Origin of the sequence: Citrifermentans bremense, from assembly GCF_014218275.1 — a bacterium.
Classification (GTDB): Bacteria; Desulfobacterota; Desulfuromonadia; order Geobacterales; family Geobacteraceae; genus Geomonas; species Geomonas pelophila.
Genome location: NZ_AP023213.1, coordinates 3,115,081 through 3,136,269 on the forward strand (window position 1 = coordinate 3,115,081; position 21,189 = coordinate 3,136,269).

General features: G+C 53.1%; 24 protein-coding genes. 10 read left to right on the forward strand and 14 right to left on the reverse strand.

Annotated elements, in window-relative coordinates:
* The first annotated feature begins 61 nt into the window (after positions 1-61).
* Positions 62-673 carry a hypothetical protein gene (locus GEOBRER4_RS13600; protein WP_185242758.1) on the forward strand — a complete coding sequence of 204 codons (612 nt, stop codon included), beginning with the start codon at positions 62-64 and terminating at the stop codon, positions 671-673.
* A 30-nt stretch (positions 674-703) separates the two neighbouring features.
* Here GEOBRER4_RS13600 and GEOBRER4_RS13605 read toward each other — a convergent pair whose 3' ends face one another.
* The 8 genes from GEOBRER4_RS13605 to GEOBRER4_RS13640 form a co-directional block, all read right to left on the reverse strand.
* Positions 704-2,227 (reverse strand): HEAT repeat domain-containing protein, encoded by a 1,524-nt coding sequence (locus GEOBRER4_RS13605; RefSeq protein WP_185242759.1) that lies wholly within the window; start codon positions 2,225-2,227, stop codon positions 704-706.
* 35 nt (positions 2,228-2,262) lie between these two features.
* Complete coding sequence (locus GEOBRER4_RS13610; protein WP_185242760.1) at positions 2,263-2,655, reverse strand: hypothetical protein; 393 nt, start codon at positions 2,653-2,655, stop codon at positions 2,263-2,265.
* A complete protein-coding gene (locus GEOBRER4_RS13615; protein ID WP_185242761.1) occupies positions 2,652-3,809 on the reverse strand; it encodes a hypothetical protein in 1,158 nt (385 codons plus the stop codon). The genes GEOBRER4_RS13610 and GEOBRER4_RS13615 overlap by 4 nt, the downstream gene beginning before the upstream one ends.
* Before the next feature lie 444 nt (positions 3,810-4,253).
* Positions 4,254-4,490, reverse strand: coding sequence for a hypothetical protein (locus tag GEOBRER4_RS13620; protein WP_185242762.1), 237 nt, complete (start codon positions 4,488-4,490; stop codon positions 4,254-4,256).
* A 239-nt stretch (positions 4,491-4,729) separates the two neighbouring features.
* On the reverse strand, positions 4,730-5,020 hold the full coding sequence (locus GEOBRER4_RS13625; protein ID WP_185242763.1) for a hypothetical protein: 291 nt from the start codon (positions 5,018-5,020) through the stop codon (positions 4,730-4,732).
* A gap of 487 nt (positions 5,021-5,507) precedes the next feature.
* The gene (locus tag GEOBRER4_RS13630; RefSeq protein ID WP_185242764.1) at positions 5,508-5,981 is read right to left on the reverse strand and encodes a hypothetical protein; all 474 of its coding nucleotides are present in this window, start codon (positions 5,979-5,981) and stop codon (positions 5,508-5,510) included.
* A complete protein-coding gene (locus GEOBRER4_RS20395; protein ID WP_404813843.1) occupies positions 5,981-6,460 on the reverse strand; it encodes an HNH endonuclease signature motif containing protein in 480 nt (159 codons plus the stop codon). Before GEOBRER4_RS20395 ends, GEOBRER4_RS13630 begins: the two co-directional genes overlap by 1 nt.
* Positions 6,461-6,472: 12 nt before the next feature.
* Entirely contained in the window at positions 6,473-6,814 is a 342-nt protein-coding gene (locus tag GEOBRER4_RS13640) for a hypothetical protein (RefSeq protein WP_185242766.1), read from the reverse strand.
* 140 nt (positions 6,815-6,954) lie between these two features.
* Here GEOBRER4_RS13640 and GEOBRER4_RS20400 point away from each other — a divergent pair, with 140 nt between their 5' ends.
* From GEOBRER4_RS20400 to GEOBRER4_RS13665, 5 genes are all read left to right on the forward strand, one after another.
* Complete coding sequence (locus GEOBRER4_RS20400) at positions 6,955-7,338, forward strand: helix-turn-helix domain-containing protein (protein WP_185242767.1); 384 nt, start codon at positions 6,955-6,957, stop codon at positions 7,336-7,338.
* Between the two features lie 188 nt (positions 7,339-7,526).
* Complete coding sequence (locus GEOBRER4_RS20120) at positions 7,527-7,730, forward strand: hypothetical protein (protein WP_226377789.1); 204 nt, start codon at positions 7,527-7,529, stop codon at positions 7,728-7,730.
* Between the two features lie 84 nt (positions 7,731-7,814).
* The gene (locus tag GEOBRER4_RS13655) at positions 7,815-8,807 is read left to right on the forward strand and encodes a helix-turn-helix transcriptional regulator (protein ID WP_185242768.1); all 993 of its coding nucleotides are present in this window, start codon (positions 7,815-7,817) and stop codon (positions 8,805-8,807) included.
* A gap of 59 nt (positions 8,808-8,866) precedes the next feature.
* A complete protein-coding gene (locus tag GEOBRER4_RS13660) occupies positions 8,867-9,808 on the forward strand; it encodes an FtsZ/tubulin family protein (protein WP_185242769.1) in 942 nt (313 codons plus the stop codon).
* 47 nt (positions 9,809-9,855) lie between these two features.
* Positions 9,856-10,311 (forward strand): helix-turn-helix transcriptional regulator, encoded by a 456-nt coding sequence (locus tag GEOBRER4_RS13665; protein WP_264177085.1) that lies wholly within the window; start codon positions 9,856-9,858, stop codon positions 10,309-10,311.
* Positions 10,312-10,469: 158 nt separating this feature from the next.
* On the opposite strand, the gene GEOBRER4_RS13670 is transcribed toward GEOBRER4_RS13665, so the two are convergent.
* Positions 10,470-11,246 carry an IS3 family transposase gene (locus tag GEOBRER4_RS13670; protein ID WP_185242771.1) on the reverse strand — a complete coding sequence of 259 codons (777 nt, stop codon included), beginning with the start codon at positions 11,244-11,246 and terminating at the stop codon, positions 10,470-10,472.
* Positions 11,247-12,337: 1,091 nt separating this feature from the next.
* On the opposite strand from GEOBRER4_RS13670, the gene GEOBRER4_RS13675 reads away from it, so the two are divergent.
* Entirely contained in the window at positions 12,338-12,604 is a 267-nt protein-coding gene (locus tag GEOBRER4_RS13675; RefSeq protein ID WP_185242772.1) for a hypothetical protein, read from the forward strand.
* Between the two features lie 511 nt (positions 12,605-13,115).
* Here GEOBRER4_RS13675 and GEOBRER4_RS13680 read toward each other — a convergent pair.
* The 4 genes from GEOBRER4_RS13680 to GEOBRER4_RS13695 all read right to left on the reverse strand — a co-directional run bounded on the left by GEOBRER4_RS13680 (position 13,116) and on the right by GEOBRER4_RS13695 (position 16,135).
* A complete protein-coding gene (locus GEOBRER4_RS13680; protein ID WP_185242773.1) occupies positions 13,116-13,361 on the reverse strand; it encodes a hypothetical protein in 246 nt (81 codons plus the stop codon).
* Positions 13,362-13,640: 279 nt separating this feature from the next.
* Positions 13,641-13,778 (reverse strand): hypothetical protein, encoded by a 138-nt coding sequence (locus GEOBRER4_RS13685; RefSeq protein WP_185242774.1) that lies wholly within the window; start codon positions 13,776-13,778, stop codon positions 13,641-13,643.
* Positions 13,779-14,822: 1,044 nt separating this feature from the next.
* The gene (locus GEOBRER4_RS13690; protein ID WP_185242775.1) at positions 14,823-15,584 is read right to left on the reverse strand and encodes a metallophosphoesterase; all 762 of its coding nucleotides are present in this window, start codon (positions 15,582-15,584) and stop codon (positions 14,823-14,825) included.
* A 104-nt stretch (positions 15,585-15,688) separates the two neighbouring features.
* Positions 15,689-16,135, reverse strand: a complete 447-nt coding sequence (locus tag GEOBRER4_RS13695) for an ADP-ribosylglycohydrolase family protein (protein WP_185245334.1) — start codon at positions 16,133-16,135, stop codon at positions 15,689-15,691.
* Positions 16,136-16,302: 167 nt separating this feature from the next.
* Here GEOBRER4_RS13695 and GEOBRER4_RS13700 point away from each other — a divergent pair.
* Positions 16,303-17,852, forward strand: a protein-coding gene (locus tag GEOBRER4_RS13700) for an IS3 family transposase (RefSeq protein ID WP_185245335.1) whose coding sequence is annotated in 2 segments (ribosomal slippage) — positions 16,303-16,774 and positions 16,774-17,852 — 1,551 coding nt in all. Because the reading frame shifts where the segments join, the coding sequence is not laid out codon by codon here.
* Here GEOBRER4_RS13700 and GEOBRER4_RS13705 read toward each other — a convergent pair.
* Positions 17,806-19,083, reverse strand: a complete 1,278-nt coding sequence (locus GEOBRER4_RS13705; RefSeq protein WP_185242776.1) for an ADP-ribosylglycohydrolase family protein — start codon at positions 19,081-19,083, stop codon at positions 17,806-17,808. The genes GEOBRER4_RS13700 and GEOBRER4_RS13705 overlap by 47 nt on opposite strands.
* A gap of 343 nt (positions 19,084-19,426) precedes the next feature.
* Here GEOBRER4_RS13705 and GEOBRER4_RS13710 point away from each other — a divergent pair, with 343 nt between their 5' ends.
* Positions 19,427-20,086: a hypothetical protein gene (locus GEOBRER4_RS13710; protein ID WP_185242777.1), complete on the forward strand. Its 660-nt coding sequence runs from the start codon at positions 19,427-19,429 to the stop codon at positions 20,084-20,086.
* A gap of 58 nt (positions 20,087-20,144) precedes the next feature.
* Entirely contained in the window at positions 20,145-21,170 is a 1,026-nt protein-coding gene (locus tag GEOBRER4_RS13715; protein WP_185242778.1) for an ATP-binding protein, read from the forward strand.
* Positions 21,171-21,189 lie beyond the last annotated feature (19 nt).

Sequence of the window (21,189 nt, forward strand, 5' to 3'; positions counted from 1 at the left end):
TTGGAATGCAGGATCAAGTATTACCGTAGTGGACTGGAAAATGGACAACAGGGAGCCTCACATGGACAATAAATTCCTGAAGGCAGTATCGGCGCAAGTCCGTAAGCAGATGAAAACCTTCGACATCGATGGGTGTCGCCCCTCCCGCAAAATTGAGGGATTTTTAGGCGACGACGAGATACGCGGTTTCAAGGCGGTCTGTATTTATGTCCACGTGGCGCTTCACGACCGCATCGAGGAAATTTCAACCATTCTCTCCACGATTGATGCTTTCGTTTTCCGGCAGGCACACTACAATCACCTGCGCTACCTCATGTTTTTTGGAGCTGATACCGCCAGTCTCGTTGCCCCCGGGCCGTCTAATGTGCACCAGGCCATCGCGCAGAAAAAATGGGAGGGCAGCCTGGGGCTGCAGCTTAAACCCGAATACGCCGATGCCCAGGCCTTCATCCCGTGCCTACACAACGGACTGCCCTATACAAGGTTTCCCGACCGGCACGACCTGGCGCTCTTTTTCTGTAAGGGGAAAGACGTCGTGACCACTGAAGAGCAGCAGAAAAGGTTTGGCTCCATAAGGCGGCAGTCACTATGGTTCTTCTTTGGGGAAGACGGGACGATTGAAATGGAAGCTGGATGGAATGGGGTCGCAGCAGGAGCCCCGCACGCCCGGTAATTTTTGCACTATCGTTGGTTGGAGATGCAGCTATTTTTTGCAAGACGCTCTCTTTAGGCGCTGAAGTGCCTTTACTATAGTCCGCTTCAGGCCGCTGAGCGTCACGCGATCCCAATCGTCACTTTCATCGTAATGGTAATTCCACCATTTACCTATCGGTTCCAAGGCACGGGGATCTCCCATTTTGCCCAGGAGGGAGATAAGAGAAACCAGCAGTCTGTTATCGGAGGGGTGTTCCAATGTCAGCATTTTGAGCGTATCCAGAAGTACCTCTACAGCACGGGGATCGTTGGAGTCGGCGATCGTCTCGGCTACCTCCACCCTGGTATAAAACTGGTCTTGCTCCGCTTCGCCCAGAGCCTGCACCAATCGGTTCCAGACATCCACGGCTCCCAGCCTATAAAGCGACCGCGCTGCCTCCACCCGCACATCCCAATCTTCGTCATCCAGATACAGCCGAAGCTTTTCTTCCGCAGCTGCATCACCTAGATTACCCAAGCATTGAATAAAGGATACCGTCATCTGTCCGTGGTGCGAGTCCAGCAGGTTGAGCAGCGGTACGACTGCTTTGATGCACCCCATGCCGGCGAGAGCCTGGGCCGCAACTACCACAACATACGAGGAAGGATCTGTTAGTGCCTTAAGAAGGATCGGAACAGCCTCGCCTGCGTGAAGGAGTCCGAGAACAGCTAACGCGGAGGATCTTACGTGCAGGTCCTCATCATGAGCCGTTTGCATCAACGCACTAACCTCTTCTGTCCCCAGACGCCCCCCTCTGAAACGGAATGTGCCACAATGGAGGATGCTTTCTGCAGCAAAAATAGCTCCGGCCCGCAGCGAAGGATCTTCACCCTGCAGGAAACTGAACAACGGTTTAAGCGCCCTGTGGTCCCGGTTGATGGAGATCCCCCTCATTGCGTGAATCCGGGCCTGTCCGCCGCCATTATTGAGTGTATCAAGAAGCGCATCGCGCGACTGAAGGTCGGACCGCTTACCGAGAATGCGGGCAGCTCGCCCCCCCGCCACCGTGTCACCAAGCAGAGAGTTCAAAGCTTCTACCAACAGTGGTGCCTGGAGACTTGACAACACCAGTTCGGCGTTTTCCAAGGCGTTGCACCCCGGTTCCGGCTCGGCCAACAGCTCTAGCAACGGCAGGATTACCTGCGGGTCCTGCAGGTCAACCAGAGCTCCTGCCGCCTCTCTCCCGATAAAAGCCAATTCGTTCCGGAGCGCCTTGAGGAAAACCGGCACCAGCAGGCCTTCCCTTCTCCACCTGAGCAGCCTGATTGCCTTCAGACGCAGGTCTTCGTCCTCGACGTTTAGAAGAAAGTAGGCGGCGGTCCTGACTAGGTCCAAATCCTCATCGTCGAGCATCGAGAGCAGCAGGTGGCCGTGCGCGTCATCGAACGAGCACGCAAGAACGGAAACGGCAGCGCGCCTCACCTCGGGGTCCCTGTCCCAGAGGGCATCCAGCACCTGTTCCATCACCTCGCCCATATCGGCTCCTGACAAGGAGACGATGGCGTCTATCCTGTTGAAGTTGTCTTGTGGCATGCGCTGCTGCTCACATTCATATATTGACGGTCGCACTACAGCAGATAATTGCGGTTGCAACGTGCACATTGATAGTGTTCGTCGAATGCGTGTTCGACGTTTTGGCCAGCCAGATGGAATAGCTCTGCTACCTGTCGCAGGGTGTCAGGGCCAAGGCACCGGTCGGCATAAAGCCGGAACGTGTTGGGCACCGGGAAATAGACCACACGGCCGCGCGGGAAATAGTCGTAAGGCCTGACTTTGAAGATCCGCTCGTTGGGTGTGGATGGTGTGAGTTGTTCGTGGAAATCATGGTGACCGCCGTGTTCGATGGCTTCCCCATAGGGTTCTCCCTGCGCCACTGAAACCGTGTCGAGGATGACCCGGCCCTGCACCACGAAGAAGACACCCACCTGGGGACAAGTCTCTTTCACTACCGGTACGCTCACTGCGCCTCCCCTGTTTTCGTGTCATCATCTCGCCGCACCTCGGAACGAAGCGACTGTTCACCGGCGGCCTCGACAGTTTCGGCGGTCGCGTGGCTAGAATCGTGATACTCTTTGCATACCGACTGCCATCTGCTGTAAAGTCTCCGGTACCAGCAGACTTGCTCGGCATAACAGTCATCACCAAATCGGGTTTCATCTGCGGGATCGAAAGAGTCTTCCCGCCACCATACAGGGGTTGGAGCCTCGACGCTGCTTAAGAGAGTGGCAAAAAGCCACTTGGCTGAACTGCCTCCCCTCAGAAGAGTGGTCTGTACTTCTCCCGAGAAACTCTCCTCGCAAAGGTAGGAAACTGCTCCGTCAAAAAAGAGCTGCTCCCAAAAACGATTCCGAAAAAATTCGTCGTAGCTGCCGTGTATCCCGATAAGCAGCATGACATTCTGCTTTTCGACCTTCAAAGCCCGCGCTACGTTCTCCTCGCTGGGGATCCCATATCCGTCGGCGAAAAAATCGCAGAACTCGCGGTAAAAGTCAAACATCGCTATCAGTCTCAGTGCTACCGCGGTGTATTCCAGTTCGTCGCCATAATCGGCCTGGCCCGCAGCGACGATTTTCTCCCAAGCGCCCTTCAGCCATTCCTGCCCATCAGGCGCGCCCCAGTCCTTTAATACAGCAGCCATAGCCATGGTGACGTCTAGCCAGTCCAGAACCCCATGGCAGTTTCCTGCCGGTGAGGTATTTTGCCGCAACAGGGCCATCTGGAAGTCCAAAATGGCATTCCATTCCTTCAGCTCCAAGTCGGTCTTCTTGCGGGGGTCAACCCCCGTCATGTCCTGAGGCACTGCCCCCGACCACTCTTCGAGTTGTCGCAGCATGAACTTGAACTTCGCCTGCTGAAAGGTGAATCCAGTCAGTTGGAGAATCCGGTCAATGGTGTCTGCGTGGTTATATTGCTCAGGTGTAGGGGCATCTCTCCACCCCTCAAAGCCGTTAACAATGTCATAGGAACACGCATGGCAGATCGGAACCTGCAGTAGCTTGCTCCAGACAAACTCATCCTCATCGTCCTGGTGGTCCGGGCATAGCGGGCACCGGTATCCCTTGGGCACCATGAGGTTGCTCTTTCCTTCTGTGTGATCTTTCGAAAGAATCTTCATATGGGAAAACTAGTACCACGCTTATGCGACAAATACTGTCGCAATAGACTGAAATTTCACAACGAGCGTTCTCTGCCGTCGTCGCCGTGAAAAAAGAAGCGGGTGAAGGCAATAACGTCTGTTACCGTGGTGCACCGAAGCGATTTACGAAGGAAAAGCCGCCAGAGCGGTGGTTACCCAGAGGCTGCTACCCATAAAAGGGGGCTGAATTTAGCTGCATCTTGTGTGAAAATCTGTCGTGCCAACATCCAAGAGAACTCCCCCAATTGAGACATCCACGTTTACCACGACGATTAAGCCACTTGAATAGGAGCTTTTGCACTTCATGGGCGAATCTCTTGATCGCCGGTAAGTTGTCAGGATACGGTCGCACCTAGCAACGAAGCCCCGGCTCATCGCCAGGGCTTTTCTCTATCTAGTACTATTTGCCCATCCGCCCTCACTTCATTTAAGGCCATACTTGGAAAGGAACCCCTCGACCACTGCTAGTTCTTGTTGATTAAGGTATTCCCGCCCATGAAGCTTCAGGATGGCTAATGCGAGTCTACGATTTGGCGTGTCTGCGCCATGTACTACGCCTGGGGGCCTTATGCTGTAATACTCTTCATCCTCGACCGCAACGACCTCAATAGACTTCATGGTCTGAGGGTACATCGGGTGAGAATAGTCTTTCTTGATCAACGTGCATTCTGTTTTGTGCCCAGCAAGTTTACGATCTAGCTTGGATAACAGCGTGAGAAGATTACGTCTACTTAGATAAACTCTTGCTTTCAATTGCCCCTCCGCTGCCACCTACCAAGACGGCTGCCACATAATGGACTTTCGAGTCCCATCACATATCACTTTGTCTCTAAGGCCAAAAGGTAACCGCAGAGATATGATGCGCTGCCTTGACTCCGTGAAGACCGCCAGGATTCATTTTATGGGTTATCAGTGGTATCCACTGCCGGTTCGCGAGCCACCTCAACAGTCGGGCACTTTACCGGAATAACAAAAGCCGAAAACTCTTTACCAAGTCCCTCTTCAGGTCGATTCCTCAATGCTGAAAAAAATTCATCATTCCTGAATCCTAGGGGGATTGAATCACCGCGTATAACTGCATTCAGCTGGTCAACGTACATCCCCCCAGACCGGCCACAGCAGCAAGTGCGATAACCATCAAGCCTCAGTTTTACGACATCCCGGCAGTAAGGACAAAATATCAGTTTCATCTATTCTCCATGGTTTAACGGTCATTTGTGGGGCTACGATGGAGGCTACCACAGCCTTTATCTTCTTCCATTGTACATCCTGCTATGGGGGCTAAGTACTCATCTGATACGTCTTTACCTGTAAGGCCCCTGACGGAACAGACACAAGCCCATACCCAGGCACCATCCTCGTCATATCCTGGAGGCCCAACCAGATGATAAACTCGACCAGACCTCGTTATCCCGTCCGAGGTGATCGGGTCGAAACTTTTGATAGGGGTACTCACCCGACCTTCTCGATCGTCGATGTTGTATCCTACGAAGAATCGTTCTCCTGTTTCTGTCTCTTGTACTGACCACCGGCCTAAGTTTATCTTCGGTTGTTCTGAGGTCGGCGGCGTCTTCCAGACTCTGCCGGCAATCAAGTTTTGTAGCACTCCATTATCACTCTCTGCCATCTCATTCGCCTCCTTATAGGTGCTTTACCCTGTGCCACTAGCCAGCGCCGTCAGTCAGGGCCAGGCTCCGAAGCAAAGACATAAGCAGTTTTTATCTTGAGCTGTTTTTCTATCTGCTCAAGCTGTGCCTTTCGTACGTTTGCAAGCCGATGGGCGATTTCTTGAGGATCGAGATGATCGAGCCGCCGCACCTGCATCTCGAGCCTGAATATCTCTCCAAGTGTCGGAGACAGCAGGCTACCGTAATATGCATCGACTTCTCCTTTTGTATCCTCAGGCGCCCTGTGCCGATCATCCGACCATGTATCGACCAGCAGCTTTGCTGAAGATGTAAAAACATGATCTGGGATCGACCGGACTCCGCTCTCCCACTCGTTTATACGCGTGCAAGGTATTGGAGCACAGCCTAAACCGTTTGAATAAATCGCGATAAAATACCCCATCTGGCTCATGGTCAGATCCAGAGATTGTCGAATCGACCTGATATCTAAAGGTTCTATCCCCTTCACATATCCTCCTTTCATCAATTCTCCTCGAGGCGCCATTGACGACGGAGGTCGTCCAACCGCGTTGAACGTAAAAGAAATTCGTTAGTCACGTCCCGCCTGCGAATTGCATAGTCGAACCCGCAACACTGCGATTTAAGATGTTTCAACTGGACGTGCAGTTCGCGATGCAGACGTTTCGGGAGCGCTATCAGATTCAACGGGTCATTATCGCTAGGATTCTCGTTGATGTGGTGGATCACCCACCCCCTGGGAACCTCCTTCCGATGCCATCTCTCCCAAACCAGAATATGTTCTTGCTTACACACAGTGATTCTTTTCTCAGATAAATAAAGATGCAGACTCCAATACCCGCTACTAGTCATGTAACGCCTTGCAGCGTCCCACTTCGGGTCCATGCTGTCGATGCTAGTTGATACCGAGTATTTTCCGCCATGCCCCTCCATGTAGCTCCTCCCTTGTGTCGCGGCCTCTGATTCTGCTTGCACTCGCTGCATATTGGTACTTCGTTACAGCTGCAACCTCCGACGCAGTGCCCGGGGTTGTTCTGTTTTTTCAGATTTAGCAAACATCGGAGCCGGATATAATTCCCCCAATCCACGTTGAGCAAGCGACAGTTTATGCAAGAAGTCCTCACAGAAATCGTGAAATTCGTCCTCTGGGAACAGGTCAGCGCCCAGATCCCGCTGCTTTCTCAAAACGAAACCATAGAGTGCCAACCGGTAGAACTCTTCCCGGTTGCTGAGGAAAAGCCGGAACCACCTTAGCGCCATCCGCTTCGAGAATGACTCTGTCGTCACATACAGGTTCTCCTGCACCCAATAAGTCAACGCAAGCACCTCATTCTCCATAGTTACCTCCAATACAGTGGCTTCAGCTTAGTTTACAAATATAAATTCTACAGTTGATAATTTAAAATTTCAACTATAAAAATGAGATCTGCAGTTTTTTTGATGGAAGGATCCACCTACACCTGCTATATCCGTGAAGTATGAATCAGGGACAAAAGAAAAAACCTCGGCGCTCACAGGTCGTTGATGCCAAGGTCTTTGTGGACCGGGTTAAACTGCTTATGGAGGGGAAAGGTCTTACGTCTTCAGAATTGGCGGATAGGGCTGATCTCGCCAGATCAGCGATGACTCTTTTTTTTGCTGGAGAACGCAAGCCTAGCGCAGATGCTGTTGTAAAGTTAGCTCAAGCGTTAGGTGCGTCGACAGACTTCTTACTTGGAGTCAGCGACGAGAGTAAAAGCGAAGAGCTTTTACAACACCCCAAGGTAGCTGAGCTAGTGCGTTTATTTCTTAGCTTAAGCGCAAAAGAGCAAGACAGAATTCTTGAGATGGTACGACTATTTTGTAAGACGTCAGTAGATTAAAATGAGGATTAGGTCAGCAGTTCCAGATTATTACCATTCGAAGACCACTCTCCCCTTAGATCGCCGGCAAAGCAGCAGAAATTCTTAAAGGTGGATATCTGAATGTTGTCCACCCTTATGCCCACCCCATTCCTTACCAAGACTTCTCATTCGGGTCCTAACTTTCTCCAAAGACACAAGAGAGCTTGGTGATCGAGTTCAGACAGGGACAAAGTCTTTTGCCTGCGCCGGTATTGCCGGTATTGCCGGTATTGCCGGTATTGCCGGTATTGCCGGTATTGCCGGTATTGCCGGTATTGCCGGTATTGCCGGTATTGCCGGTATTGCCGGTATTGCCGATATTGCCGATATTGCCGACTAGCGTCAGTTTGTGTCGCTTAAATGTGTTATGAGAAGAGGCTCAACCGTCGCAACTGTTTAGAGATAGTTAAAGAGTGCTACGTCATAGCCGATACTGTCTGCAAGGGGGGTGTCCAATGGATACTTTCGTCCGCTATTTCCTGATACTGTCACTGCTCAAACCGTACCCGCGCAGAATGACGTCCGTAGATATCCAGGGCGCGCTTGGCGAGCAAGGTGTCGATCCACGGGTGCTCAGAACCATCCAACGTGACTTGGAAAAATTAAGCGCACACTTCCCCATAGATGGCGACTTAAAAAAGCCAAGGGGTTGGTGTTGGGCGAACAACGCCGTAAGGCTACTTCCAGGCATAGATTTGCACACCGCTCTCGCCTTCCGACTGATGCAAGAGTTCATGCAACCGCTTATCCCTCAAGCATGTCTTGCCGCCGCCGAGCGCCATTTCACGGAAGCCGGAAAAGTCCTCCGTAAGGAAGGCTCCGTGAAGCACCGGGCGTGGCTGGATAAGGTCCAGGTCATATCGAGGGGACAGCCTCTCATTCCGCCAGTCGTGAGTCTGGATGTCCTTGAAACTGTGCATGAGGCGCTCTTTTACGACCGCCGCTTTTGCGCGAACTACAAGCGGCGTAGCGGCCCGCCTCTCACCGACTGTACGGTGAACCCGCTCGGACTTGTCTATGTCAACAAGACCCCTTACCTCGTCTGTACGCTTTGGGATTATGATGAGGTAAAGCAACTGGCCCTGCATCGGATCGAGACAGCAACCCTGCTTGACCAACCGGTTAGGCCGATAGAGGGTTTCAACCTTGCCGTGTATGTGAAGGAACAAAAGGAGTTCGATTATCCTGAGGGGAACGAAAAGCTAAAAGTGGTCGCCCGCTTCTCCGCAAATGCGGCCCACCACCTTGAGGAGACCCCGCTCGCCGAAGATCAGAGTATCCGAAAGCTCCCAGACCACGAAGTCGAGGTGAGCGCGACGGTGCATGACACCTCGCAACTGCGCTGGTGGCTTCTAGGTTTCGGGGATCAGGTAGAAGTGCTCAGGCCCAAGACGCTGCGAGCTGAGCTGGCCCGCACAATCAAAGCGATGGCCGTAAAGTACCCGTGACTCTTAGCGACAAGGAGTGTCGTTTCCTTCTGCTTTAATCAAGGCAGGAGGAAGGGATTATGAAACGTCGAGAGTTTATGCAGGTGCTGGGGACCGGGTTGCTGTCTACGGTAATCATGCCCGGGGTGATGGGACGGATACTTATTCAGCCGGTGGGCAGGGTCACCGTACCTTTTGACTTCGACAGTGAGGAATGCTGCAAAATCCTGGTGGTTGGCATAGGCAAAGCGGTAGCGCCCTCTATCGCCATTATTTCCCAGGGCGCCCCGCACACCTCCTGCCATCAGGTTATTTTCGATCCTAGCGGAAAAGGGACGGATCTGGGTGATCTGTTGACCCAGGTGCGAACCAGCCATCTGTTGTTTCTGCTCAGCGCCTTCGACGACCCCGCCTGCAGACCTATTTTCGAGGCACTCGGTGCCGCAGCGCGAGAATCCAATTTGCTCACAGTCGGCGTAAGCCCCTACGGTGCACCGCTGCAGGACATGAAAATGCTCTCTTCACTCTGGCCCGTTACTCGCCTCGCGCTCCCCCCATTCCCACAGCTGGCTGAAAACATAGCGGTCGACCTGAGCGGCTGGGATTGGTACGCGACGCGGCACATGGTTGCTACCATCGTGGAGATCATTCTAATCCCCTCGCTTATCTGCATCGATTTTGCCGATGTCAAAAGCATACTCACGGCCGGTACGCTAGGATGCATGGGTGTAGGCGTAGCTCCGGTCAAAATGGCGCAGATCGCCGCCATGAGGGCTTTTGACCGCTTGTCGGCCCAAGGATTCAAAAGTAGCGCTGAATCCGGATTCCTTGCCTGTGTCCGAGGTTCCGACATGATGACGATGGATGATTTTGATGACGCAGCCAGAGTAATACATGAAACCATCCCGGAAGACTCAAACGTGATTTGCAGTATCATCATGGATGAGTCGATGGGAGGGAATATCAAAGTCACAGTTCTGGCCACCACCCCCGTCAGCGCGCCTCAGGCACATCTCTTTTAGAGTTTTGCAAGGAGGAACTGACATGAAAAATAAGTATCCGCACCGTCATGGGTGTGGCAACCTTTTCATACCAACCTTTCCCTGCCCTGGAATTGTCGGTACCGCGAACAAGTATACTCCGTGCTGGCTATCCTGAAAATCCGCACACAATAGGGGAACACATCAGAAAAAGGCGAATGGATCTTGGCCTCCTCCAGCGCGAGGCGGCAAACAAGATTGGGGTCCAAAAAGATAGCATATATAACTGGGAGAGGGGTGTTCAGCCTGAGTTGCGGTTTATGCCGAAGATCATCGACTTCCTCGGCTACGTCCCCTTTGGCTGCCAGGACGATATCCTTGGCAAACTGGCCTACTATAAGCTAATCAGCGGCTTAAGCTACAAGGAACTAGGGGCCAAAGTCGGCATCCACTATGAGCAGCTCCAAGCATGGCTTACGGGGAGGACAAAGCCGAACAAAAAGAGCTTTTGTCGTCTAAAAGAGTTCCTACAGACTGCACCCTAAGAGCGTAAGCTTCCACGTCAAGTAACCCTTTCATAAATAGAGTTTCCGGTGTAGCGGTTCATGTAATCCGCGGGTGTCAGATCCTTACTTTGGGGTGAGTCTCGATGCCGTATGGAAGGTCTGGCCTATCTTCGCAATAGAGGACACGTTAGAAACCCTTATGCTGCCATCTTCAACTCCTGCTGCTCGAACTCTTCCGGGGAGCAATAGCCGATGGCAGAGTGTAGCCTCTTGCGATTGTAAAAACCTTCGATGTAGCAAAAGATCCGACTTTGCGCCTCCTGCCGGGTTTTGAAGGAGCAGTGGTAAACCAACTCTCTCTTCAGCGTCGAGAAGAATGTCTCCGTCACAGCATTGTCGTAGCAGCATCCGGTGCCGCTCATGCTTTGCATGCCGCCAGCTTTGCTAATCGTGGCACCGAAGCGCTTACTGCAGTACTGCGAACCGCGATCGCTGTGGAAGATGAAGCCAGCTCCTGGCCGACGCTTCACCGCTGCATTGGCAAAAGCCGTTACAACCAGGTCGTCTGTCATTCGGTCGCTCATGCTCCAGCCAACGATCCGGCGGGAGAAGAGATCCAGCACGACTGCCAGGTACAACCAGCCCTGAGCAGTCTCGATATACGTGATGTCACCAGTCCAAACCTGATTAGGGGCTGGAGCAGAGAAGTTCCGCTGTAAAAGGTTTGGCGCGACAGGCCGTTTGTGATCTGAGTTGGTGGTGACTTTGAATCGCCGCTTAGTCTTCACTCGCAGATCATTTTCACGCATCAGGCGCCAGACGCGGTTCTTTCCGACGTACTGTTGTTGCTTTTGCAGCTCTTTGACTACTCGTACTGCACCGTACGTCTTGTCGCTGTCATGAAAGGCTTTTTTGATAGCTGGTAGAAGTGCCTGGTCTTCACGCTGCCGCTTGTTTTTAATATCACGGTACACTTCGGCCCCTTCTTGCAGGACGCTTTTTCAGCCGGCAACGGAGGTAGGGCAGGCGTAAACGCGAGAGCCCTTGCCCTTGCAACCGCACCCACTTTGGCGGTTTATTTGGCTGAGGCCGCGCAGGGCCACTTGTGAACGGTCTACACAAGTGTTCACAACCGTACGCAAGATCAGGCTATGGGAGAGGGGGCGTTACCTACTGAGCTTTTCTACCCTTTTGTATCTGCAGACTTAAACAACCGAGCTAATCTGCCTTTTGGTTTCGGAGGGTTCCCACGGCTTTAATCTACCACTAGAGCGGATTTGGCTTTTGGGGAGTGACAGGCGCGGGAGTAAGGTGCTTTCACCACTTAACCACCAGAGCAGATTTGGCTTTTGTTTTTGAAGGGTACCCACGGCTTTAATCTACCACTAGAGCAAATCTGCCCTTTGCGGTGCCGGATCAGGACCAAAGTTTTTGCGCATAAATACTTGCGCAAATGTTCCCTTTGGACAGCGTATGCGAAAGCGCTCAAATGCGCTCAAATGCGCTCAAATGCGCTCAAATGCGTTCAAATGCGTTCAAATGCGTCATTGGGGGGGGAGATGTGAACGGATGTGAACGAATGTGTACAGATGTGAACGAATGTGTACGAATGTGAAGTTCTCTCTGATGCCCCTAGCTCATTCCCTCAACCGTCACAAAAACCAGACGCTGGGCCACTCCGGTCTCTTTTAGGGGGTAAGTCTTTAACCAAAAGGCATCGTGCCCTTCTTTCGAGCTTTGTACCCTACAGCATTTCAGCTTTGTACCCCAAGGTGTTTGAGCTTTGTACCCCAAGCGCTTTTCAAGGACTACTAAGGCATTTATATCATCTGAGCTTTGTACCCTATTCGAAGGGGTTTCCTTTGAGGCATTTGAAATAGGCGGGCTGGCTCCTGTACCCCACTATTTTGCCTTGCCCGCGCAGGGCCACCTCTCTCGACCGCCAGCCACCACCCTCCTTCCCGAGCATCCTCCACCCCCCACAGGTCTTTTCGAAGGAAGGAATGCTGGCTTTACCCCTGGCCAACATGATACAACCCGGCAACTAGGACGAACGGAGGTAATGATGGTGAAGCCAAGCAGTGAGATGGTGCGACTGCATACCGAGATCGTTGAAAAGTACCCGACTGAAAAAGAGTGTTGGTGCAGGCCTGACTATGGAGTGTGGTGTGATTTCCACGGCAAGTTCACGCCGATGGTGAGTGTGCGGAAAAATCTTTTGCAGGCTGTCGCAGCGGGGGCGCTCAGTCTCCAAGAGCGAATAAGCGACTACCTTGCTTACCCGGCAGAGGCTAACATTTTGGAAGCAGAGGCGGCAATGTTGAGTGGCTGATTCAGCTTTACAAAAAAGAGCGAGACCAGGACATTACTCGGCGACGAGCCGGTTGACGCGACGTCCACCGACCTTTTCGAAAGCACAGCCATCACACGGAGCATGTCGCGGATCCTCACGTAGCCACCGGCACCGCTGGCCACCGCTGGCCTCGCCACGGGTACGATCGTAAGGTGCCAGCCCCCGCTTCTCCCGACTTACACCCACTCGCTTTTCTGTGTTCGCAAGGAACCGGCCATGGCTTGTCCTGTGGTGTGTTCGTAAGGCACTAGAAGGCGCCGCAGACTTTTTTTGCGCTCGGGAGGTCCAGGTGCTGGCTTGGCCTCGAAATCCGGCCGTAAGGCACTGCTCCGGCCGCCTCAGCGGTCGTCGGTTCGCTTCTCCCAGTCTCCGCCGGTGTGATCTCCGCCGGGACCGCCGCACGGGTGCTGCCGACGTCTCACCGGCTAGGTCCTCTGCCTTGGTCGCACCACCGCCCAAGGCCTCGCCCTCTGGTTCTGCTCTTTGAGCCTCACCTGGTGCACCAGGTCTCCTTCACCAGCCTCCCACAGATCCACGCATCCTTCCCTGCTTCCCCCAGCTCACTGCGAGCTCGCTGTCCCTCCTCTTCCTCCTCTTCCTCCTCTTCCTCCTCTTCCTCCTCGGTGGCCGTTCCTGCCGTCCATCCCCCCCGGCGCTTCCGTACCTCCTCCTTTCCTTTCCCTCCCCGTCGCGCTCCCGGCGCTCCGGATCCGTCCTCCTCGAGCTCCACACTCATCTCACCTCCGCTCGGCCTGCGGGCCGGCCTACGGCTCGGTAGCGTTCGCCCTTCCGCTCGCGCCCCAAAACCTCAGAGCTATGGTTCTCCGGTGGTCCTGTCGGACCCCCTACGAACCATACGGCCGCGGCCGAAATTTTTCCGCGCTCCCTCTTCCTGTGTCCTTTCCCTTTTTCCGTTCTCCGATTCCTCTCTTCTTGTCTCCCCTCGTTGATCCCGGGGGCGTTGCTCCTGTGGCTCCCCGGGTCTGTGAGTCCTTCGGCCGGATCGGGAGGCGGGCTACATCCAGGTCTGAAACCAGGCCTGTAACCAGTGCCATAGCATGGCCAGATGGACGGGATCGCAGAGAGGGATCAGGTGGTTTTTGATGATACCGATGATGACCTCACGGAATAGCTTTTGAAGTTTGCTTTTCATTTCTCTTGTTGCTCCTTTTTCGGTAGGGTCCCAGGTCATCCTGGTTGATGATTGAGGATGCCTAGGCCGGCAGACAAAATTGACACCTCGTTGCTGAACGAGTATCCGCGAGTGGCTGATCACTCTCAGCGGTTGGATGTCGGCAATTATCGAGGAATCGATTAATCATCTCGTTCATGGGAATAGAGGTGGGGCGAGTTGGTCTTGGTTGAGGGAGGGAGGTGGTGATGAGAGACAGGATGAGAGAGGCAAAAAAGACGGTGGAGAAGGTGAAAACAGAGAAAGGCAGGAAAGGCGAAAATCTAAGGCAAAAAAGCTATGCTCCCTCACAACTTCGTTGTTCGTGAGTTAGAGTCATGAGAGGCAAAAACATAAAACCGAAAACCAACACCCAAAAGCCTCGAATCTACATCAGACATCATGCTACCGCTGCGCGGTATGGCCTGTCTCCCCCCCCCACACCAAAGCGGAGGTTCCCCTGCCGATTTCAACACGTTAAGCCCGTATGACAATTTGTAGACTTTATAATACAATGCCCATCGAATTGATGTAAAACTATACGATTACTGGTGCATGCAGTGTCATACAGAAACCCAAAAAGAACTCACAAAAAACCTTGCCCGAGAAGAGCCAATTTATGAAAAACAACAGCAAGGTCTTCGCCATCTTTGGCGTAGCCAGTTCCTGCCGGAGTATTTTAAAGGGAAGATAGACCGCCCCTCAGGGATAAGGGTAGCGAAGAGAAGAGAAACCTTTTATTGAGCTGCATCGCCATCTACGACTTCGGGAGCATTGTTGATTCCACCGTCCGGATTGCGGAAGGCAAGGCAACCGCACTGTGGCCGCCTGACATCGTTTTCGAATCGGGAGAGAGGATAGTCTATTAACACGCAGGTTCCGGCTACCGGGTCGCAGATGCAACTATGAATCAGGTGCTTGGGCTTTCATAGAGAGCTTCCCATAAAGAGCATCATCTTTTCGGTGCTAGATCCAGGCAGATTCCATGGGAGTTAAATGCTAGCCATGGAGGTCAGATCCGCTAAATCATCTTCCATCTCGTCCGCAGTCTGTACAGGTTCCGTCTTCGTTAACATAGTCAACCAGCATTAAGCACCTAGTGCACCGTCTCCGCCGTTCCGGTAACGGTAGTGCGACGACTTGGCCCGTCTGGGTATCGAACAAAAAGACTGTTTCCTTGTTACTCTCCGTGTTCAGCGCTACGTATTTCTCAGCCACCTCCGGTTTTTCAAATGAGGTGTGCCCGAAAACCTGATGAATCTCCGTGCACAGCCAGAGTTTTTCCTGTCTCAGGTCAAACCAGAAGCATCCGCCCAGAGCCGCTGCCCCATCCCTGGCAATCCCTATATCAAAAATGCAGTGCCTTTCCCCGCGGTAGAGCCAGGCGTTCATTGCTTCGTTGATCCTTGCGGCAATCAGTTCGGCTGGTTGCCCTTGAGTCAGTTTTGTGCTGCACCCAGCGTGGGTGCAGAGCCAGCCATCTGCAACGTGGGCCGCCACGAATCGCCTATGGTTTTTCTCAATGACCTCCTGTAGCACCGTTTCCCGATACTGAAACCCACTACAGCGGAACGGCGGCGGGACTAAATAGTGCAAATCATGGTTTCCCCACAGGAGTACCGTTGGGCTTTCCAGCAGCAACTGCAGCGCCCTCAGTTGACACTGCAGTGACTCATAAGGAGAATCCAGATAGTCGCCCAACGCGATATGCTCTTGGTCGGGCCGATACTCTAGGAACGCTTGAACCTTTTCAACATTGCCGTGTATGTCACCTACAACGATTGCCATTGCCTCTCCAAATTTGATGCGTCAATAATTACCCCAGCACCCGTCACTCAAGGTCTCCCCCAAAAGAGCCAGATATTTCACCTCATCATCCACGATGAGGGTGTTTAGTACCCGGGGTACGAATCAGTCCATTGTCTTTGAGGGCTGAACCCGATGAAAAGATCCGTAGCCACTCGTTCTATTACATCTCTCAGTTCCAGCTGATTCAACCACTTGAGCGGAAGCTGCTGTGATCCAAGCAGAGCCCCTAGAATGTTCCCTGTGATGGCACCTGTGCTATCACTGTCTCCACTGTGATTAACTGCCAGCAGAACCCCACGGGCAAAGTCCTCTTTTGCGACCAGAGAACAGTATATGGAGATAGCCAGAGCTTCTTCACCTACCCAGCCGCCACCAAGCTTTTCAACCGTTTCTGGACATGCCGAAATATTAGGGTCAGAAGCCAACTGGGTAGCTTTACGAATTGCTTCAAGGGTCTCACCTGCGTGTGGATTTGCGATTAATGTGTTGCAAGATTTATCCAAGGCTGTTTTCAGATCGTCTCCGTCTATCCCCCTGTGTCAGGATAGTTGTCGCCTCTGAGGGGCCGTTTGGGTTCCGGTTTTCTGGTCAGATTAGGCGGTGAGCGCAGCGAGCTCGCCGGCGCCAATCAGAAATCTCGAATTCATCAGCCGGCGCCCGCTTTTTTTCAACATCTTGGGGGCAGCAAGGATCTATGATGACGTACACTGAAGGATTCAGGGCCAACATGGTCCGCAGGATGGCCTGCCCTAATGGAATCTCGGCTACCGCTCTAGCACGAGAAGTGGGAGTTCCCCAACAGTCACTGTCGCGCTGGCTTAGAGAGGCGAGCGCTGTAAATCAAACCGACAACTCGTCTATAGCCCCTGAGAGTCACATGCCCCCAAAGCGTCCCCAAGACAGATCAGCCGAAGAAAAGCTCAAGATCGTTCTCGAAGCTGAGATCGTTCCCGAAGAACAACTGGGCGCCTTTTTGCGCCGCAATGGCATTCATGAGGCACAACTGCGTGAGTGGCGCAGCATGATGTTGTCAGGGCTTCAAAAGCCGCCTCGAACTTCCTCCAAAAACACCGAGGAAACCCGCAAAATTCACCAGCTTGAGAAAGAGCTTCAGCGCAAAGAGAAGGCTTTGGCAGAGGCGGCCGCGATCATTATCCTCAAAAAAAAAGTCCAGTCCATCTGGGGGGGCGAGGACGAGCCCACGGACAAGAAGAGCGGCAGATGATCGTGCAACTTGTTGAAGAAGCAGCCAATTCCGGAGCGAGGCTCGAACCGGCCGTTGCTGCCATCGGGATGAGCATCCGCACCTTTCAGCGCTGGGGTCTGCAAGCAGACGGGGCAGACCGACGGCGTGGACCAAGTTCCAGTCCGGCCAACAAGCTTGCTCCGTTGGAGCGGCAGAAGATCATCGCGATCGCGAACTCTCCGGCGTTTAGGGACCTTTCGCCGAAGCAGATCGTGCCGCAACTGGCCGACCAAGGTGTCTACGTGGCGTCGGAATCAAGCTTCTACCGTGTGCTTCGAGAAGAGGGAGAAATAAAGCACCGGGAACCGTCTCGCCCGGCCACAAAACATAAGACCAAAGAACATGTGGCGACCGGCCCCTGCCAGGTCTGGTCCTGGGATATCACCTATCTAAAAAGCCCTATTGTTGGGCAGTTCTTCTACCTCTACCTGATCATGGATGTCTGGAGTCGCAAGATCGTGGCTGCCACTGTTTTTTCAAAAGAGTGCAATGACTACAGTGCAAAGCTGTTCTTGCAAACCTGTTACAGGCTCGGAATTGATCCCGCAGGGCTGGTCCTTCACTCAGATAATGGCGGCCCGATGAAGGGGGCGACCATGCTGGCAACCCTGCAGCGACTTGGGGTGGTACCTTCGTTCAGCAGGCCACAGGTCAGTGACGACAACCCTTACTCGGAATCGCTGTTCCGAACCATGAAGTACAGACCTGGTTACCCGAGCCAACCATTTTCGAGCCTGGACGCCGCCCAAGCTTGGGTAGATGGTTTTGTCGGCTGGTACAACACCGAGCATCTGCACAGCGGCATCCGCTTCGTCACCCCCGACGACCGTCACTTCGGCCGGGAGAACGCTATTCTCACCCGCCGAAAGGAACTCTACGAGAAGGCCCGTCAGCAAAACCCTGACCGGTGGTCGAAGGGCATCCGGAATTGGGACCCGGTGGAGGCCGTTTTTCTTAATCCTGAACCACCGGCGGAAGCCATCCTGCTCGCCGCCGCTTAAATTCAGCAGAGGCGACAACTACCTTGACACCCGCCGCTATGATCCGACCGATGAGCATTGACAGAAAGCCCGCGGGTAAATACCCGCTTGGGTGCCCATGCGTCAAGTAACCGGAAGCCTGCCCTATTTCGAAAGCTTCTTTATCGCGCTGTTCAGCACTCCACATGCGATAGACGTAAGGGGACTGGACGAAGAGACCAATTGGCGCGACCCTCATTACAGCTCCGCAGCCTTTACTGGTGTTGTGCCAAGTGCAATCTGTAAGGAGCCGGACTCGACCGTCCTGCAAGGCTGAAATGCAGGTCGTGCCTGGAGCCCGACGACTGAACAGCTCACGGCAGTTAATGAGCCATCCGCTGCCCCCTACTTCCCCAAATTGCTTCTCCTGTGTTATTAGCCAACGCTGATAGGCGTGGTGGATCATAGAGGGAAACGTAGGACCGATACCCTTCTCATTTGCCTTACAGCATGCCCGAAGCAAACCTTCCGCGGTAAAAAGTGCCATCTGGGTGTCGTCCGTGATGGCACCTGCCCTGCCATAAGCCTTATCGTAAGTTCGAAGGCCGCCCTTACCGTACTTCTCTCTGATTTGGGCGAGAGTAGAGAATTCGATAGGCGCCCCAAGCGCATCGCCTATTGCACCTCCGAGCATGCAGCCTAGAAAATGCTCCAGATTTCTGCGTTGATTGTTTCTGAAGTAGGTGTGTATGTAATTTTCCTGTTCCAACGTTTCAATCGCGCCAGGACGAGCACCTCTTATGAGGGATATTGCCTCCTCCGGCTCCATCCCAAAATCGCTCAGTAACATGGCTGCGAACAGCCCAGTCCTCCCCAACCCTCCTCGACAATGGATTACGATACCCTTGCCTTTGCAAAGTAATTCGGTAATACGGCCACGGCACCCTTGCAGGGCGCGGTCGAACCTGTCATCTGGAATGCTGCCGTCAACTATGGGCAAGTGGAACCACTCAAGGCCAGAATCTATGACGGTTTGCCGGAAATCTGGGACATGAAGCTCCGCAAACTCATGCTCTTCAACCAACGTTACGAGTGCGACTGCTCCCCAATCGATGATTGCCGATAAATCCTTTTCAAGATCTCGGTTCCAATGCCCTGAATATAACCCAGGCCCTTTTTTCCCAGGGCAGAATGTCATTCCTATCTTCGTACCAACAATTGGAAGGGTGATTGTTCCTATCTGAATCGGGTGGGAGTCGCTCGTTTTTACCACGCACACCTCCTTTATACTTTTCTCTAAAATCTAACACATCAGTGCGACAGAAAAAGTCACACTAGTACATACCTCAGCGAGATAGCCCCTTTGATCCCGATATTTTTCCCATCGAAGACAGCCCAGTGCGATGTCGCCGCCTAACATGGTGAGAGATTAGTCTAACAAAAGTATGCGCGCCAGAGACATCCGGGTCGCCTCAAAAGTGGGGTCACCTCTATCGGCCATAGCCTCTGTGGACAATTGTCCCCATATAAAAACATCAATTTTCTAGTGGTTGGGCCGAAAAATATTCTCTGAGAGGCGGATACGCACAACAAAGTGCCCCTTGAGGAGGAACAGTATGGCCAAAACTGCTCTAATGATTTTGGAAAGCCCATGGTGGGAGATCGATGAGAACCCAGGGAGAGCGTCCGTCTTCCCGTTCTTCCACGGCTTGGAGCGCCTCGATGACAATGTAAAGGTCTACCACACCACCTTCTATGAAGGAAAAAGCTTCAGACTCGCGCTAGAAGACCTCAGTAACACTAGTAGGTTCAATCGCCTTTTTCTCTACATTGCCTCTCATGGTAACACCCGAATGATCGGAAAGGTCCCCCTGACAGCTGTCATCGATGCGATCAAGTCATGCGCCAGTTGCTCCAACATCGAGGGGCTAATCATTGGGTCTTGCCTTGCGGGGATGCAGGTCGACCTTCTCAAAGAAGCGATCACTGGAACTAGCCTGGTCTGGGCGATGGGATATGCCGGTTATGTGGATTGGTTTACCTCAACGCTCATCGATCTTGCGGTGATGAGAGGGATGCTCGGAGCCACCAAAAGGCAATTAGGCGACCGGGACCTGTTATTCCAACGCTTTCGTCAGGCTATCGCGCGATTTGATCTCGATTACGCCTTAGCGACTGACCTCGATGACAAGGAACTCTCGCTAAGGAAGGCGGTTTCCCTTGTAATCCAACCCAAAAACGTCCAGGGGGCTAAGCCGGTCAGCATGTCACTTTAGGGCCCAAGTTGGAGCGGCACCCACAAGAGGATGACAAAAGCTGGGTACAGGAGAACACATGACAAAGCAGGAACGGGTGGCAGAAGATCTGGAGAATACTGAAACAGAAGATCTCGGGCTGTTGCCTGACGCCCAGAATTTGGTGAGAAAGTACCCCCCTGAGCACGTCGCAGAACGGGATAAAGCGGATCCTCCACCCGTCAAGTTCACTTCAAAAGTCCCAAGATTTCTTCTAGATAAAGACCTGATCCTTCCTGCCTCGACTACCAACGAGATTCGAGAGGCAATTACCAAAGTCCGCTACCACTCCATGATCTATGAGCAATGGGGGTTCGGATCTGTCGATCCGGTTGGCAAGGGGTGTGTGCTCAACTTCTACGGTCCGCCAGGGACCGGTAAGTCCCGGGCCGCCGAGGCGCTTGCAGGCGAGTTCGCCATGCCCTTTCTCAAGGTGGATCTCGCGGAACTCGAAAGTAAATTCATGGGCGACACCGCGAAGAACCTGCGTGAGGCATTCCGTCAAGCATCCCACGAGGGGGCACTCTTGTTTTTCGATGAGGCGGACACGGTGCTGGGCAAACGCCTTTCTTCCGTTACCCAGGGGGTAGACGCCGAGATAAATCTTACCCGCTCAACGATGTTGATGGAGATGGATGATTTTCACGGCATTCTGGCATTCGCCAGCAATTTCCCTGAAAACTATGACGCAGCCTTCCGCCGACGTATCTCCCACCACATCCGATTCGACCTCCCGGACCCACCCGCCCGCGAAAGGTTGTGGGCCTATCACCTAGTTGAGGGAATCCCCCTTCGGGATGAGCGGGAAATTTTGATCCGCGAGTTGGCAGAGAGATCTGAGGGGCTATCAGGAGGCTACATACTGCAATGCCTAAGATTAGCTTTACCGATGGCGGTGAACACCGCCGCCCCGGCCTCAAGCTTTTTGACTCGGGAGCACCTGTTAAAGGCACTCGACCTGGTGCGCCGCGGCATGCGGGAGGTCGGCACCGATGTACAAGAGAGACTCCAGAAGACGCGAGAAATGTACGGGATACGTAAAACGTCGCCTGAAGCAGATAAATAGGAACACGCAGGCATATTAT